General features: G+C 70.3%; 12 protein-coding genes. 8 read left to right on the forward strand and 4 right to left on the reverse strand.

The window, feature by feature from the left end:
- Positions 1–79 precede the first annotated feature (79 nt).
- Together AC07NX_RS18770 and AC07NX_RS18775 are read left to right on the forward strand one after the other, a co-directional pair.
- Complete coding sequence (locus tag AC07NX_RS18770) at positions 80–2,287, forward strand: WD40/YVTN/BNR-like repeat-containing protein (RefSeq protein ID WP_494643843.1); 2,208 nt, start codon at positions 80–82, stop codon at positions 2,285–2,287.
- Positions 2,288–2,296: 9 nt separating this feature from the next.
- The gene (locus AC07NX_RS18775) at positions 2,297–3,925 is read left to right on the forward strand and encodes an alpha-L-fucosidase (RefSeq protein WP_494643844.1); all 1,629 of its coding nucleotides are present in this window, start codon (positions 2,297–2,299) and stop codon (positions 3,923–3,925) included.
- Between the two features lie 73 nt (positions 3,926–3,998).
- On the opposite strand, the gene AC07NX_RS18780 is transcribed toward AC07NX_RS18775, so the two are convergent.
- The 4 genes from AC07NX_RS18780 to AC07NX_RS18795 form a co-directional block, all read right to left on the reverse strand.
- A complete protein-coding gene (locus AC07NX_RS18780; protein WP_494643846.1) occupies positions 3,999–5,555 on the reverse strand; it encodes an alpha-N-arabinofuranosidase in 1,557 nt (518 codons plus the stop codon).
- 55 nt (positions 5,556–5,610) lie between these two features.
- A complete protein-coding gene (locus tag AC07NX_RS18785) occupies positions 5,611–6,636 on the reverse strand; it encodes a glycoside hydrolase family 43 protein (RefSeq protein ID WP_494643847.1) in 1,026 nt (341 codons plus the stop codon).
- Positions 6,637–6,742: 106 nt separating this feature from the next.
- Positions 6,743–7,459, reverse strand: a complete 717-nt coding sequence (gene hutC / locus AC07NX_RS18790; protein WP_494643848.1) for a histidine utilization transcriptional repressor HutC — start codon at positions 7,457–7,459, stop codon at positions 6,743–6,745.
- Positions 7,456–8,961 (reverse strand): formimidoylglutamate deiminase, encoded by a 1,506-nt coding sequence (locus AC07NX_RS18795; protein ID WP_494643849.1) that lies wholly within the window; start codon positions 8,959–8,961, stop codon positions 7,456–7,458. Before AC07NX_RS18795 ends, hutC begins: the two co-directional genes overlap by 4 nt.
- 86 nt (positions 8,962–9,047) lie before the next feature.
- Between AC07NX_RS18795 and hutI the strand changes: the two genes are divergently transcribed.
- From hutI to AC07NX_RS18825, 6 genes are all read left to right on the forward strand, one after another.
- On the forward strand, positions 9,048–10,268 hold the full coding sequence (gene hutI / locus AC07NX_RS18800; RefSeq protein WP_494643851.1) for an imidazolonepropionase: 1,221 nt from the start codon (positions 9,048–9,050) through the stop codon (positions 10,266–10,268).
- On the forward strand, positions 10,269–11,804 hold the full coding sequence (hutH, locus tag AC07NX_RS18805) for a histidine ammonia-lyase (protein WP_494643852.1): 1,536 nt from the start codon (positions 10,269–10,271) through the stop codon (positions 11,802–11,804).
- A 130-nt stretch (positions 11,805–11,934) separates the two neighbouring features.
- Positions 11,935–12,765 (forward strand): N-formylglutamate deformylase, encoded by an 831-nt coding sequence (gene hutG / locus AC07NX_RS18810; RefSeq protein WP_494643854.1) that lies wholly within the window; start codon positions 11,935–11,937, stop codon positions 12,763–12,765.
- Between the two features lie 37 nt (positions 12,766–12,802).
- Positions 12,803–14,467 carry a urocanate hydratase gene (gene hutU, locus AC07NX_RS18815; RefSeq protein ID WP_494643855.1) on the forward strand — a complete coding sequence of 555 codons (1,665 nt, stop codon included), beginning with the start codon at positions 12,803–12,805 and terminating at the stop codon, positions 14,465–14,467.
- Positions 14,467–15,000 carry a HutD/Ves family protein gene (locus AC07NX_RS18820; protein WP_494643856.1) on the forward strand — a complete coding sequence of 178 codons (534 nt, stop codon included), beginning with the start codon at positions 14,467–14,469 and terminating at the stop codon, positions 14,998–15,000. The genes hutU and AC07NX_RS18820 overlap by 1 nt, the downstream gene beginning before the upstream one ends.
- 163 nt (positions 15,001–15,163) lie before the next feature.
- The gene (locus tag AC07NX_RS18825; RefSeq protein ID WP_494643858.1) at positions 15,164–15,841 is read left to right on the forward strand and encodes a M23 family metallopeptidase; all 678 of its coding nucleotides are present in this window, start codon (positions 15,164–15,166) and stop codon (positions 15,839–15,841) included.
- Positions 15,842–15,850 lie beyond the last annotated feature (9 nt).

Below are 15,850 nucleotides of genomic sequence, written 5' to 3' on the forward strand. Positions count from 1 at the left end.
CTCGATGGCCGGAACCGCCCTGGCGCTTGTCGCCGCGACCGTTCGCCTGCCCCTGGCCCGCTGAGACGGAAGGTCCCGCTTGTCCTGGTTCAAACGCAGTCTCGCCCTGGCGGTCGCCGCCGGGGCGCTGGCCCTCGCCGCGCCCGCCCTCGCCGCCTCGCCCACCGTGCAACCCTACAGCTGGAAGCCCGTCGAGGTGCTGGGCGGCGGCTTCGTCAGCGGCGTGGTCTACCACCCGACCGAGAGGGGGCTGGTCTACATCCGCACCGACATCGGCGGCGCCTATCGCCTGGATCGAACGACCAGCCGCTGGGTGGCGCTGAACGACGACCTCAAGCGCGCCGACGGCCAGCTGGCCGGGGCGCTGAGCCTGGCCGTCGATCCACAGGACCCCGACCGGCTCTACATGGCGGCCGGCGAATATACCGGTCCCTACGCGCGCGGCGGCGCCCTGCTGCGCTCCACCGACCGGGGCGCGACCTGGGCCAAGACCGAGCTGCCGGTCAAGATCGGCGGCAACGAGGACGGCCGCAACACCGGCGAGCGGCTGATGGTCGACCCGGCTCGGGGCGCGGTGCTGTTCCTGGGCGCCAAGGACGGCCTCTACCGCAGCGCCGACCACGGCGCGACCTGGTCGCGGGTCGAGGCCTTCCCGAAGGTCCACGTCACCCTGGTGGCCTTCGACCCGGTGGAGAAGACCAAGACCGGCGAGACGGCGATTCTCTATGCCGGCTTCGCGACGAACCATGGCGGCGGCCTGCTGGTCAGCACCGATGGCGGGGCCCGCTGGGGCCTGGTCGACGGCCAGCCCAAGGGACTGATCCCGCACCACCTGGCGCTGGACGCCAAGGGCGTCGTCCATATCGCCTACGGCAACGCGCTGGGCCCCAACGGCGTGACTGACGGCGCGGTCTGGAAGATGGACCCCGACAGCGGCGCCTGGACCGACATCACCCCAGTCAAGCCGGGCGGGCCGGACGCGTTCGGCTATGGCGGTCTCAGCCTGGACCCCGCCCATCCGGGCGTCGTCGTGGTCTCCACCCTCGACCGCTGGGGCAAGGGCGACGAGGTGTTCCGCAGCACCGACGGCGGCAAGACCTGGAAGGGCCTGCGGGAGAAGTCCGAGCACGACATCGGCGGCGCGCCCTGGGTGCGCGGCCTGGAGGGCAAGGCCGCCCGCGCCATGGGCCACTGGATCGGCGACATCGACATCGACCCGACCAATCCCGACGAGGCCATCTACGTCACCGGCTACGGCCTGTGGCGGACGAAGAACCTGACGGAGGCCGACCGCTCGGGCCGCACCAGCTGGCGGTTCGACGACGAGGGGCTGGAAGAGACCGTGGCCCTGGAGCTGGTCTCGCCGCCCAATGGCGCCTCGGGCGGCGCCCCGCTGGTGAGCGCGATCGGCGACATCGGCGGCTTTCGCCACGATGACGTCGACAGCGCTGCCAACAGCCGCTATTTCGACCCGCACGGCGGCACCAATCGCGGGCTCGACTACGCGGCGCTGGCGCCCGACATCCTGGTCCGGACCAGCGACCCGACGCCCACCGGCGGCTTCCGCTCCACGGACGGCGGCAAGACCTGGAAGGCCTTCGCCGGTTCGCCGCCGCGCGGTTCCAACCCCGACACCGGCCGCATCGCCCTGTCGGCCGACGGCGGGCGCATGGTCTGGGCCCTGCGCAACGCCGCGCCCTACGTCTCCAGCGACGACGGCAGGACCTGGCGTCCGGTCCAGGGCGCGGCGTCTGGCGAGCGCCTGGACTTCACGCCGGCCTCCGACCGCGTGAACCCGTCGCGCTTCTATGTCTACGACGCCGTCCAGGGCGCGGTGCTGGCCAGCACCGACGGCGGCGAGAGCTTCAAGGTCGCGGCCCGCAACCTGCCGAACGGCCGGCCGCTGAAGGCCGCGCCCGGGATCGAGGGCGAGCTGTGGCTGCCCACCGCCCAGGGCCTGATGCGCTCGACCAACGGCGGCGACAGCTTCAAGGCGGTCGGCGGCGTCGATGAGGCCGGCCTGGTCGGCTTCGGCAAGGCCGCGCCGGGCCAGACCCATCCGGCGGTGTTCGTCTGGGGCAAGGTCGGCGGGGTCGAGGGCGTGTTCCGCTCCGACGACGTCGGCAAGACCTGGATCAAGCTGCACGACGAGCGCTGGGGCTTCGCGGAGCTGCGCGCCCTGACCGGCGATCCAAACCGTTTCGGCCGCGTCTATCTTGGCGTCCACGGCCGGGGCATCCTCTATGGCGACCCGCCGGCTAACGCCGCGGCGCCAGCCAAGAACTAGGGACCGCATATGAGCCTCAATCGCCGCGACCTGCTGAACCTGGGCGCGGGCCTGGCCGCCGCTTCGGCCGCGCCCGCCCTGGCCGCTCCCCGAAAGGGCGGCTTCCAGCCCAGCTGGGAGTCCCTGGCCCAGGACTACAAGGTCCCCGACTGGTTCCGCGACGCCAAGCTGGGCATCTGGTCGCATTGGGGTCCGCAATGCGTGCCCGAATACGGCGACTGGTACGGCCGCCAGATGTATATCCAGGGCAACGGGGTCTACGAGCACCACGTCAAGACCTACGGCCATCCGACGCAATTCGGCTTCATGGAGTTCATCCCGCGCTGGAAGGCGCAGAACTGGGATCCGGAAGGCCTGATGAAGAAGTACCAGGCCGCCGGGGCCCGGTACTTCATGTCGATGGCCAATCACCACGACAACCTCGACATGTTCGCCAGCCGCCACCACACCTGGAACACCCTGCGCGTCGGCCCAGGGCGGGACATCGTCGGGACCTGGGAACAGGTCGCCCGCCAGCACGGCATGCGCTTCGGGGTCTCCAACCACTCGGCCCACGCCTGGCACTGGTGGCAGACCGCCTACGGCTACGACGCCGAGGGCCCGCTGAAGGGCCGGCGCTACGACGCCTATCGCCTGACCAAGGCCGACGGCAAGGGCAAGTGGTGGCAGGGGCTGGATCCGCAACAGCTCTATACCGGCCCCAACATGCTGATCCCCGACGGCATCGACAGCATCGCCGCCGCCAACGCCTGGCACGACAAGCACGACGGCGAATGGCTGGAGACCCCGCCGCCGAACAATCCCGCGTTCGTCGCCAATTGGCTGGCGCGGCAGAACGACCTGGTCGACCGCTACCGGCCCGACATGGTCTATTTCGACAACTACACCCTGCCGCTGGGCCAGGCCGGCCTGGCGGCGACGGCCCACTACTACAACCAGGCCGTGGCGGCGCGTGGCGCGACCGACGTGGTGGTCACCGGCAAGAAGCTGAGCCCGCTGCAGCGGCGCGGCATCGTCGAGGACGTCGAGCGCGGCTTCTCCGACCGCCTTCGGCCCGAACCCTGGCAGACTGACACCTGCATCGGCAACTGGCACTACGACCGGGGCCTCTACGACCGCGACGGCTACAAAAGCGCCAGGGACGTGATCCAGCGCCTGATCGACGTGGTCAGCAAGAACGGCTGCCTGATGGTCTCCATTCCTCAGCGCGGCGACGGCACGATCGACGACAAGGAAGAGAAGGTCCTGGAGGGCATGGCCGGCTGGATCGCCGTCAACGGCCCGGCGATCTACGCCTCGCGGCCCTGGCGGATCTACGGCGAGGGCCCGACCAGGCTGGTCGAGGGTATGCAGAACGAGGGCGACGCCAAGCCGTTCGAGGCCGCCGACATCCGCTTCACCACCAAGGGCGGCGACCTATACGCCCTGCCCATGGCCTGGCCGACGGGCGAGCTGGTCATCGAGAGCCTGGCGACGTCGGGCCCGACCAGCGCCGGCGAGGTGCGGCGGGTGGAACTGCTGGGGTCGCCCGAGCCGCTGGCCTTCAAGCGGGACGGCAAGGGCCTGCGCGTGACCCTGCCCAGCGCGCGGCCGGCCTTCACGCCGGTGGTGCGGATCTCCGGGCCGGGGCTGGTCTAGACGGCCGGGGACGCCAAGGCCTGCGCGAGGATCTCGTCGAAGCGCTCTATCCGCCCTACCGGTCTTGCTCCGACTATTCCAGACCGAGCACCGTCACCGACGCCGGTGCGACGGTGACGGTCAGCTTGCCGCTGGCGACCCTGGCCGACAGGGCCTTGGGGGCGACGGTATTGGGCGCGTCGAAGGTGTTGACGCTGTCGACCTTCGGCGCGGAAAGGGTCTGGCCCGAAGCCTTGGTGGCTTTCACGCCGGCCAGTGAAACACTGAACGTCGCGGGCGACTTCGGGTCGATATTGGTGACGGCGATCCACACCTTGCCGGCCTTGTCCCTGGCCGCGACGGCGTCGACGCGCGGCAGGGTGACGCCGTTCGTCGTATAGGCGCCGGCGTCGAAGGTCAGCGGCACGAAGGTCGCGTCCTGGAACGGCACGTACATGTGGAAGACGTGATAGGTCGGCGTCAGCAGCATCTTGTCCTTGTCGGTCAGGATCATGGCCTGCAGGACGTTGACCATCTGCGCGATGTTGGCCATGCGGACGCGGTCGGCGTGGCGCGCGAAGATGTTGATGTTGAGCGCGGCCAGCACGGCGTCGCGCTGGCTGTTCTGCTGCACCAGGAAGCCGGGGTTCGACCCTGGCGTCGGCGCCAGCCACGCGCCCCATTCGTCGACCACCAGGGCGACCTTCTTTTCGGGATCGTACCGGTCCATGATCGCCGAATGCGTCTTGATCATGCCGTCCATGCCGATCGAGTCCTTCAGCAGGGCGGCATAGTCCTTTTCGTCGAAGCCGGCGGCCGGCAAATGCGGCGGCCAGCCGCCCGTCGAATAGAAATGCAGGGACAGGCCTTCGATGTCCCAGGCCCAGGAACGGCCCTTCCACGCCTTCATGACGGCGTCGGTATAGCTGGTGTCGGCGCCGTTCGGGCCGACGGCCACGCGCTTCATCGGTTGGGCGGGGTTATAGTTATGGATGAAGCGTGAAAAGCGCTTCATTTCGTTGACGTAGAAGTCCGCCGACATCGCGCCGCCGCAGTCCCAGGATTCATTGCCGAGGCCAAGGATCGCGACCTTATACGGCTCAGGGTGACCGTTTTTGGCGCGCTCGGCGCCCAAGGCGTCGTCGGTCGACGAGGTCATGTACTCGAGCCATTCGGCCGCTTCCTGCGCGGTGCCAGAGCCGAGATTGACCGAGACATAGGCGTCGGTTCCGATCTGCTGGGCGAAGTCCATGAATTCGTCGGTGCCGAAGGTGTTGGGCTCGACCACCCCGCCCCAGTTCGCATTGACGGCCGCCTTGCGCTCGGGGCCGACTCCGCGACGCCAGTTGTATTCGTCCGCGAAGCAGCCGCCCGGCCAGCGGACGTTGGGGACCTTGAGCGCCTTCAAGGCCGCCACGACATCGTTGCGGATGCCGCGCGTGTTGGGGATCGTGGAGTCCTTGCCGACCCAGATGCCGCCGTAGATTCCGCTGCCCAGGTGCTCGGCGAACTGGCCGAAGACATGGCGGTCGATCACGGCGCCGGGCTTGGACGCATCGAGCGTTACCTGAACCGGGGCCTCGGCGGCATGGGCCGCGACGGGCAGGATCAGGGCGGCGGCGATCGCGGCCGCGGAGGTCAGAAGGCGCATTGAGACGATCCCAGATGGATTGTCGCGCCATGATCCGGCGCGGTTATTTGTCTGATTAATGGGCCGGTGGAGGCGGCGCGGAGACCCCGGCCTCGGTCTGGACGACAGGCTTCAACGTGCCGTCCGGGTTATATTGCAGGTATTCGACCGTCACGGCGCGGCGGCCGACGGCGCCGCTCTGGTCCCCGACCGTAAGCGTCGCATTGTGCAGGAAGATGTACCCCTGACCCTTGAACTCGGCGATGCCGGCATGGATGGTGAAGCTGTTCTTGGCCGATTTGGTCAGTTCACCGCGATAGGTCCAGGGCCCGTCCAGTGAGGTGGCGGTGGCGTAGGACGTATGTTCGTCGCTCTGGGTCGTGCGGTCGAGCGACGCATAGACGAGGTAATAGAGATCCCCGTGCTTGTGCAGCCAGGGACCTTCCTCGAAATGCGGCGGGGTGATCTTGCGGATCGGGCCGTCGATTTCCGTCATATTGGCCTTGAGTTTCGCGATGTAGCAGTCGCGATTGCCCCAGGCGATCCAGGTCACGCCGTCGTCGTCGGTAAAGACGGTGGGGTCGATATCCTCCCAGCTGTGTTTGCCTTCGGGCGTCATCTGGTTGGTGATCAGGGCCGATCCACGCGCGTCGGTGAAAGGACCGGTCGGACTGTCCGAAACGGCGACGCCGATGGCCTTGCCCGGATGACTGTCGTCGTGTTCGACGGCGGCGTAGAAGTAGAACTTGCCGTTCTTCTCGATGGCCTGCGACGCCCAGGCGTCCTTCTTGGCCCACTTGAAGTCCTTGACGTTCATGATCGGGGCGTGCGGCGTCCAGGTCTTCATGTCCTTGGTCGAGAACACCAGCCAGTCGCGCATGGTGAACATCTCGTCGCCCCGGGCCTCGTCGTGGCCGGTGTAGAGATACAGCGTGTCGCCGACGACCAGCGGGGCGGGATCGGCGGTGAAGCGGTCGCGGAACAGCGGGTTGCCCCGGCTGACGATGACCGGCTCGGGACCGGCCGCCCGAACGACCGACGGCGCGCCGCTGGAAGCGAGCGCCACCGAGCAGGCGAGCGCAAGAGACAGACCTTGTTTCACCCATTTCCTCCCGGTCGCCGGTCAGGCGTACCGCGACATTACTCAGACAATTTGGACTCGTAAAGTGGTTGTGATGGCCTACCTTCGTGGACGGCCCAAGGCCGTATCAGCGCGCCCGCCCGAACCGCGCCACCAGGTCGTAGGCCTCGCCGGGGAACAGCTGGCGGACCCAGGTGACCGGCTCGCCCGCCCGCCAGGTGCGGCGCTCGACGGCCAGCAGGGCCGCGCCCGGGTCCAGCCCCATCAGCCCCGCCGTCGCCGCGTCGGCCCCGACCGCGCTGATGCGGTTCTCGGCCTCGGTCCAGGGTACGTGGTGCAACAGCCAGGCCCCCGGCGACTCGTCGGCGAAATCGAGGTCGGCGGCCTCCGGCACGGCGGCCAGGCTGATCAGGCGATCCTCCAGGGCGAACGGCCGGTCGCCGGCGACGTGCACGCCACGCAGCGCCAGCAGCGCGCCGCCAGCCGCCAGGGCCGCCTCGTCCGCGTCCGCCGTCCTGGCCTTGCGCCGACGCCTGTCCAGCAGGTCGAAGCGATAGGCCTCGCCACGCGCCACGATCTGCGCCTGGATGTCGGGGATGTCGAGCACGGTGGAATGCACGCGCGGCCGGGCCACGAACGAGCCGGCGCGACGACGGCGGACAATCAGTCCCTCGTCCGCCAGGGCCGACATCGCCTTGTTGACGGTCATCCGCGAGCAGTCGAACCGGGCCATCAGCTCGGCCTCGGACGGGACCTTGCGGCCCGGCGTCCAGGCGCCCGAACGGATCAGGTCCTCGATCTCGCCCCGGATGCGCTGGGACAGCGTCCTTTCGTTTCCGGTCAAGCCAGCACGCTCCCCAGGGCGGTCCGGTAGCGGGCGAGGATGGCGTCGCGGGCGTGGTGGCGGCCGCCGCTGACGACCTGGCGGCCGCCGCGCCAGACGCCGTCGATCGCCCCGTGCCGGCCGGCGAACACCAGGCTGTCCAGCAAGGCGTCGCCGTCGCGGCCGACCATCGCCGGATGGGCGCGGTCCAGGGTCACGAAGTCGGCCGCGCGCCCGCGCCGCAAGCCGCCGGCGACGCCCAGGGCCTGGGCGCCGCCGCTCACGGCCGCCCGGAACAGCTCGCCGCCGGTCGACCCGCCGGGCGCGCGGGCCAGGACGTTTCGGGACCGCCGCGTCAGGCGCTGGGCGTATTCCAGGGTCCGCAGCTCCTCGGCGGCGTCGATCAGCACGTTGCTGTCCGAACCGATCCCGAACGCCCCACCGGCCGCCAGATAGTCGTGGGCCGGAAAAACGCCGTCGCCCAGATTGGCCTCGGTGATCGGGCACAGGCCCGCGACCGCGCCGCTCTTGGCCAGGCGCTCGGTCTCCATGGCGTTCAGGTGGGTGGCGTGGACCAGGCACCAGCGCTTGTCGACCGGCGCATTGTTCATCAGCCAGCGCACCGGCCGCGCGCCGGTGGCGGCCAGGCAGTCGTCGACCTCCTGGGTCTGCTCGGCGATGTGGATGTGGATCGGACCCGCGCCGGCCAGCGGCAGGATCGCCGTCAGCTCCTCGCCGGTCACCGCCCGCAGGCTGTGCGGCGCGATCCCGACCACGGCGTCCGGCAGGCTCGCGACCGCCGCGCGGCTGGCCTCGACCAGCCGGCCGTAGCCGTCCACGTCGTGGATGAACCGCCGCTGCCCCTCGCCCGGCGCGACGCCGCCGAAGCCGGCATGGGCGTAGAACACCGGCAGCAGGGTCAGGCCGACGCCCGTCTCGTCGGCCGCGGCCGCGATCCGCGCCGCCATCTCGGCCGGGTCGGCGTAAGCGCCGCCGTCCTTGTCGTGATGCAGGTAATGGAACTCGCCGACCCGGGTCGAGCCGGTCTCCAGCATCTCCATATAGGCCAGGGCGGCGATGGCCTGGACCTCGTCGGGACCCAGCCGGTCGACGAAGCGGTACATCAGCTCGCGCCAGGTCCAGAAGCTGTCGACGCCACCCTTGCTGTCCGGTGGGCCGCGCGTCTCCGTAAGACCGGCCATGGCCCGCTGGAAGGCGTGGCTGTGCAGGTTGGGCAGGCCGGGCAGGCACGGGCCGTGGGCGACCTCCCCGGGCTGGCGGGCCACGTCGGTGTCGACGCGGCCGATCATGCCGTCGGTGATCGTGAACCGCACGGCCTTCGCCCAGCCGTCGGCCAGCAGGGCCTGCTCGAACCACAGGGTCTGGGGGCCGGCCGGTTGCGCGCGATCGGGCTCAGGCGCGGGCCGCTGAGCCGGCTCGGCCTGGGCCTCGACCGCCCGCGGTGGGGTGTAGATCGGAGCGTCGTCCGCCTCGGGTTCCGGCGGAAACTCGTCGTCGGTCACTGGACAATCCTCGGGTCGCGCGAATATGTCTATACATATTGGAGCCGTCGGCAAGAGACCGGACCGGCGTCGGGAGATCCCAGGCCATGCGCTGCGATCGGGTGTGGAGCAAGGCCCGCCTGGCCACTTTCGCGCCGGGCCAACCGGGAATCGGCGCGGTCGAGGACGGCGTCGTCGCCAGCCTGGACGGCCGCATCGCCTATGCCGGCCCCGCCGCCGAAGCCCCCGCCTTCCAGGCCCGCGAGACGATCGACTGCGAGGGCCGCTGGATCACGCCCGGCCTGATCGACCCCCACACCCACCTGGTGTTCGGCGGCGACCGCGCCCACGAGTTCGAGCTGCGGTTGGCCGGCGCCTCGTACGAGGAGATCGCCCGGGCCGGCGGCGGCATCGTCTCGACCATGAAGGCCACCCGCGCGGCCTCGCAAGCCGAGCTGGTCGCCAGCGCCCTGCCCCGCCTGGACGCCCTGATCGCCGAGGGCCTGACAACGATCGAGGTCAAGTCCGGCTACGGCCTGTCGCTGGAGGACGAGCTGAAGAGCCTGCGCGCCGCCCGCGCCCTGGCCGAGGCCCGCCCGGTGTCGGTGACCACCACCTTCCTCGGCGCCCACGCCCTGCCGCCGGAATATGCCGACGCCCCCGACGACTATATCGACCATGTCTGCTTCCAGATGATCCCTGCCGTCGCCGCCCCTGAATTCGGGGGATGGGGCCTGGCCGACGCGGTCGACGCCTTCTGCGAGGGCATCGGCTTCACCCCCGCCCAGACCCGGCGGGTGTTCCAGGCCGCCCGCGAGCACGGCCTGCCGGTCAAGCTGCACGCCGAACAGCTGTCGAACCTGCACGGCGCGGCCCTGGCCGCCGAGTTCGGAGCGCTGTCGGCCGACCACCTGGAGTATCTGGACGAGGCCGGGATCGCGGCCATGGCCCAGGCCGGAACGACGGCCGTGCTGCTGCCCGGGGCCTTCTACTTCGTGCGCGAGACCAAGCTGCCGCCGATCGAGGCCCTGCGCGCGGCCGGCGTCCCCTTGGCCCTGGCCACCGACTGCAACCCCGGCACCTCGCCCCTGACCAGCCTGCTGCTGACGATGAACATGGCCGCCACCCTGTTTCGGATGACCGTCGACGAATGCCTGGCCGGCGTCACGCGCGAGGCGGCGCGGGCGTTGGGCCGCCTCGACAGCATCGGAACGCTCGAGGCCGGCAAGGCCTGCGACCTGGCCATCTGGGACATCGAGCGTCCCGCCGAACTTGTCTACCGCATGGGCTTCAACCCGCTCCATGCGCGCGTCTGGAAGGGCCTGTAAGTGATCGAAGTCGTTCTCACCCCCGGTGAAGTCAGCCTCGCCGACTGGAAGGCCGTCTATCGCGGCGCCCCCGCTCGCCTCCATCCCAGCGCCGCGCCGGTGATCGCGCGGAGCGCCGCCGCCGTCGAGCGCATCCTGGCCAAGGGCGCGCCGGTCTACGGCATCAACACCGGCTTCGGAAAGCTGGCCAGCGTGCGGATCGGCGACGCCGACCTGGAGACCCTGCAGCGCAACATCGTGCTGTCGCACGCCGCCGGCACGGGTGCGCCGTCGCCGGTCCCGGTGGTCCGGTTGATGATGGCCCTGAAGCTGGCCAGCCTGGCCCAGGGGGCGTCGGGCGTGCGGCCGGCGACGACCGACCTGCTGGAAGCGATGCTCGTGAAAGGCCTGACGCCTGTCACGCCGTGCCAGGGCTCGGTCGGGGCCTCGGGCGATCTGGCCCCGCTGGCCCACATGGCCGCGACCCTAATCGGGGTCGGCGAGATCTTCGTCGGCGACCGGCGCCTGCCGGCCGTCGAGGCCCTGAGGGACGCGGGCCTGAAACCCCTGGTCCTGGGTCCCAAGGAAGGCCTGGCCCTGCTGAACGGCACCCAGTTCTCGACCGCCAACGCCCTGGCCGCCCTGTTCGACGCCGAGCGGCTGTTCCAGTCGGCCCTGGTCACCGGCGCCCTGGCCACCGAGGCGGCCAAGGGCTCGGACACCCCGTTCGACCGGCGCATCCACGTCCTGCGCCGCCAGCCCGGCCAGATCGAGACCGCCGCGGCCCTGCGCGCCCTGATGGCCGGTTCGGCGATCCGCGACTCCCACCGCGAGGGCGACACACGGGTGCAGGACCCCTACTGCCTGCGCTGCCAGCCGCAGGTGATGGGCGCGGCGCTCGACGTGCTGCGCCAGGCGGCCGCGACCCTGGCCACCGAGGCCAACGGCGTCTCCGATAATCCGCTGATCTTCCCTGATACGGACGAGGCCCTGTCGGGCGGCAACTTCCACGCCGAGCCCGTGGCCTTCGCCGCCGACATGATCGCCCTGGCCGTCTGCGAGATCGGCTCGATCGCCGAGCGCCGCATCGCCATGCTGGTCGACCCCGCCTGCTCGGGCCTGCCGGCCTTCCTGACCCCCAAGCCGGGCCTGAACTCCGGTTTCATGATCCCGCAGGTCACGGCCGCGGCCCTGGTCTCGGAGAACAAACAGAAGGCCTATCCGGCCAGCGTCGACTCGATCCCGACCTCGGCCAACCAGGAGGACCACGTGTCGATGGCCGCCCACGGCGCGCGGCGCCTGCTGGCCATGGTCGAGGCGGCCGAGGCGGTGATCGGCATCGAGCTGCTGGCGGCGGCCCAGGGCTGCGACTTCCATGCGCCCCTGGCCTCGAGCCCAGCCCTGGAGGCCGTGCGGCGGGCGCTTCGCGCCCAGGTCCCGCACCTGTCGGACGACCGCCACTTCCATCCGGACATGGAGGCCGCCAACGCCCTGGTGCGGTCGGGGGCGGTCGTGGCGGCGGCTTCGGCCATCGCGTTGCCGGGGGTGGAGGCATGAGCCCGCCCACCCATCGTTGTCATCCCGGAAGCCTCGCAGAGGCTGTCCGGGACCCAGGGGACTGGGCGAAGGCGGCGCGGCTCCCCTGGGTCCCGGCGCTTCGCTGCGCTACGGCCGGGATGACAACCTGATGGATTGGCTGAGCATAGAACGCGGCGACGCCCCGCTGATCGTCAGCATCCCGCACGCGGGCACGCTGATCCCGCAGGGCATCGAGGCGCGACTGGTCTCGCCGTGGCTGGCGCGCAAGGACGCCGACTGGTGGCTGGGCGAGCTCTATGCCTTCGCCGACGGCCTGGACGCCACGGTGGTGCGCACCGAGGTCTCGCGCACGGTGATCGACGTCAATCGCGACCCGTCGGGCGTGTCGCTCTATCCCGGCCAGGCCACCACCGGCCTGTGCCCAGTCGACACCTTCGACGGTGACCCCCTCTATCGCCCCGGCGAGGAGCCCGACCCGGCCGAGATCGCCCGGCGCCGGACCAGCTTCTTCGATCCCTACCACGCCGGCCTCCAGGCCGAGCTCGACCGGCTGGTGGCGCGCCACGGCAAGGTGGTGCTGTACGACGCCCACTCGATCCGCTCGCGGGCCCCGCGATTGTTCGAGGGCGAACTGCCGCAGTTCAACATCGGGACCAACAGCGGCGCGGCCTGCGATCCGGATCTGACCCGCGCCGTCGAAAGCGCCTGCGACGCCACGGGCCTGCCGCGCGTCACCGACGGCCGGTTCAAGGGCGGCTGGATCACCCGCCGCTACGGCCGGCCGGACCAGGGCGTCCATGCGGTGCAGATGGAGCTGGCCTGCCGCGGCTATGTCGACGAACCGGCGGTCCTGGCGCCGGACAATTGGCCAACGCCGTTCCAGGTCGCGCGCGCCGCAGGGCTGCAGACCGCCCTCACCGACGTGCTGAAGGCCTGCCTGGCCTTCGCCTCAACCTCTCCTCCCCCGCTCTGCGGGTGAGGAGAAGAACAGCCCTTTCAACGCTCGAGACTTCAGCATGACCCGCCTCGACAACACCCGCGTCATCCGCCCCGCCACCGGCACGGAACTCACCGCCAAGTCCTGGCTGACCGAGGCCCCCCTGCGGATGCTGATGAACAACCTGCACCCCGACGTCGCCGAGCGGCCCGAGGAACTGGTGGTCTATGGCGGCATCGGCCGGGCGGCGCGAGACTGGGAGAGCTACGACAAGATCGTCGAGACCCTGCGCCGGCTCAATGACGACGAAACCCTGCTGGTCCAGTCAGGCAAGCCGGTCGGCGTATTCCGCACCCACCCCGACGCGCCGCGCGTGCTGATCGCCAACTCCAACCTGGTGCCGCGCTGGGCGACCTGGGAGCATTTCAACGAACTGGATCGCAAGGGCCTGGCCATGTACGGCCAGATGACCGCCGGCTCATGGATCTATATCGGCGCCCAGGGCATCGTGCAGGGCACCTACGAGACCTTCGTCGAGATGGGCCGTCAGCATCATGGCGGCGACCTGGCCGGCAAGTGGCTGCTGACCGCCGGTCTGGGCGGCATGGGCGGGGCCCAGCCCCTGGCGGCGGTGATGGCCGGAGCCTCGTGCCTGGCCATCGAGTGCCAGCCGTCGCGGATCGAGATGCGGCTGCGCACCGGCTATCTGGACAAGGCCACCGAGACCCTGGACGAAGCCCTGGCCTGGATCGAGGAGTCCTGCCGAAACCGCACTCCGATCTCGGTCGGCCTGCTGGGCAACGCCGCCGAGCTGCTGCCGGCGATGTTCGCCGCCGGCGTCCGCCCCGACCTGCTGACCGACCAGACCAGCGCCCACGACCCGATCAATGGCTACCTGCCGGCCGGCTGGACCCTGGACCAGTGGGCCGCCGCCAAGGAGCGCGAGCCCGAAACGGTGAACCGCGCCGCCCGCACCTCGATGGCCGTGCACGTCAGGGCCATGCTCGACTTCCAGGCCGCCGGCGTGCCCACCGTCGACTACGGCAACAACATCCGCCAGATGGCGCTGGAGGAAGGCGTGACGAACGCCTTCGACTTCCCAGGATTCGTGCCGGCCTATATCCGCCCGCTGTTCTGCCGCGGGATCGGGCCGTTCCGCTGGGCCGCGCTGTCGGGCGATCCGGAGGACATCAAGAAGACCGACGCCAAGGTCAAGGAACTGATCCCCGACAATCCCCACCTGCACCACTGGCTGGACATGGCCGCCGAGAAGATCAAATTCCAGGGCCTTCCCGCCCGGATCTGCTGGGTGGGCCTGGGCGACCGTCACCGGCTGGGCCTGGCGTTCAACGCCATGGTCGCCTCGGGCGAGTTGAAGGCCCCGGTGGTGATCGGCCGCGATCACCTGGACTCCGGCTCGGTCGCCTCGCCCAACCGCGAGACGGAAGGGATGATGGACGGCTCGGACGCGGTGTCGGACTGGCCCCTGCTGAACGCCCTGCTCAACACCGCCTCGGGCGCCACCTGGGTGTCGCTGCACCACGGCGGCGGGGTAGGCATGGGCTTCTCGCAGCACGCGGGCATGGTCATCGTCTGCGACGGTACGGAAGCCGCCGCCAGGCGCATCGAACGCGTGCTGTGGAACGACCCGGCCAGCGGCGTCATGCGCCACGCCGACGCCGGCTACGCGATCGCCAGGGACTGCGCCCGCGAACATGGCCTGGACCTGCCGGGCATCCTGTAGTGCGCATCCTGCGCGCCGCCGACCGGGTCGCCACACCGTGGAAGAACGGCGGCGGCGTCACCCGCGAGGTCGCCGCCTGGCCGCCGGGCGCGAGCCTGGACGGCTTCGACTGGCGGGTTAGCCTGGCCGACGTCGCCGCCGACGGGCCGTTCTCGGCCTTTCCCGGCGCCGACCGGGTGCTGACGGTGATCGCCGGCGACGGCCTGGCGCTGGAGATCGAAGGCCGGACGATCCGGCTGGAGCCCGGCGCGCCCTTCGCCTTCCCGGGCGAGGCCGCCGTCGTCGCGCGCCTGACCGCCGGCCCGATCCGCGACCTCAACGTCATGGTCCGGCGCGGCGCCTGGACGGCGCGGGTCGCGCCCTGGCGCGGCGACCCCGGCGCGGCCCCGGACGGACCGAGGCTCGTCGTACTGCTAGAAGGCGTGGGGAATCTCGCCGAACTGGACGTGGTCCTTGTCGACGCGGACGAGACAGCAACGCTCGATATTCCCGCCGAAACCAGAGCATTGACCATCACCCTGCACAGGGTCTAGCCCACTGCCCGCCAACAACGTTCAGTAGAGCTTCAAGCACAGCCGTATACGTGCGCGACCGCAGGTCGCACTTGGCTTGCCATGTCTTCGCCTTATCTGGCGATTAACCGACAAAAACGCCCAACATCCCGAAACGATCCACGAACAACTTCAGGACGATTTGATGCAAGCATCGGATGCGAAGACACCCGCCCCGCACAGACTCGTCCCTTGGGCGCGCGGCGCGCTGGGCCTGGCCCTGGTCTTCGCTCCGATGGTGGTGGCGGCGATGGAGACTCCGCACAAGGCCAGGGGCCCGTCGCCGGTCGTCCAGCGCCTGCTGGCCGAGATGGCCGCCAAGCCGCAGAGGCCGGTTCGCAAGGAACTGGTCTGGAGCGGTTCGGACATCGACGGCGACGGCGCCCCCGACTTCGCCAACCCCACGGGCGGCCTCCCGCGCGGCCACGACGAGTTCGGCGACGGCCAGTTCGGCGCCCGCCGCGACGGCGGCTCGCGCAGCCATGAGGGCGTCGACTACGTGGCCACGGCCGGCCAGGACGTCCACGCCCCGATCTCCGGCTACGTGACCAAGATCGGCTACGCCTACGCCGGGTCCAGCGACCTGAAGTTCGTCGAGATCAGCAACCCGGCCCTGGGCTACGTGGCCCGCGCCTTCTACGTGACCCCCGGCGTCGAGGTCGGCCAGACCGTGCGGCTGGGCGAGACGATCGGCAGCGTCGAAAGCCTGCAGAAGCACTATCCGGGGATCACCAACCACGTGCACCTGGAAGTGATGGAGCCGGGCGGCGAGCGCGTGAACGCGGCCGAGCTGATCACGCGCAAGCTGGTGGTGCAGGCTTAGGGCCCAAGG

This window comes from Caulobacter sp. GW821-FHT09A05, assembly GCF_059418465.1.

Coding starts and splice junctions, on each gene's coding strand:
- AC07NX_RS18825 (WP_494643858.1), top strand. CDS start 15,164: ATGCAAGCATCGGATGCGAAGACACCCGCCCCGCACAGACTCGTCCCT.
- hutU (WP_494643855.1), top strand. CDS start 12,803: ATGACCCGCCTCGACAACACCCGCGTCATCCGCCCCGCCACCGGCACG.
- hutI (WP_494643851.1), top strand. CDS start 9,048: ATGCGCTGCGATCGGGTGTGGAGCAAGGCCCGCCTGGCCACTTTCGCG.
- AC07NX_RS18780 (WP_494643846.1), bottom strand. CDS start 5,555: ATGCGCCTTCTGACCTCCGCGGCCGCGATCGCCGCCGCCCTGATCCTG.
- hutG (WP_494643854.1), top strand. CDS start 11,935: ATGGATTGGCTGAGCATAGAACGCGGCGACGCCCCGCTGATCGTCAGC.
- AC07NX_RS18775 (WP_494643844.1), top strand. CDS start 2,297: ATGAGCCTCAATCGCCGCGACCTGCTGAACCTGGGCGCGGGCCTGGCC.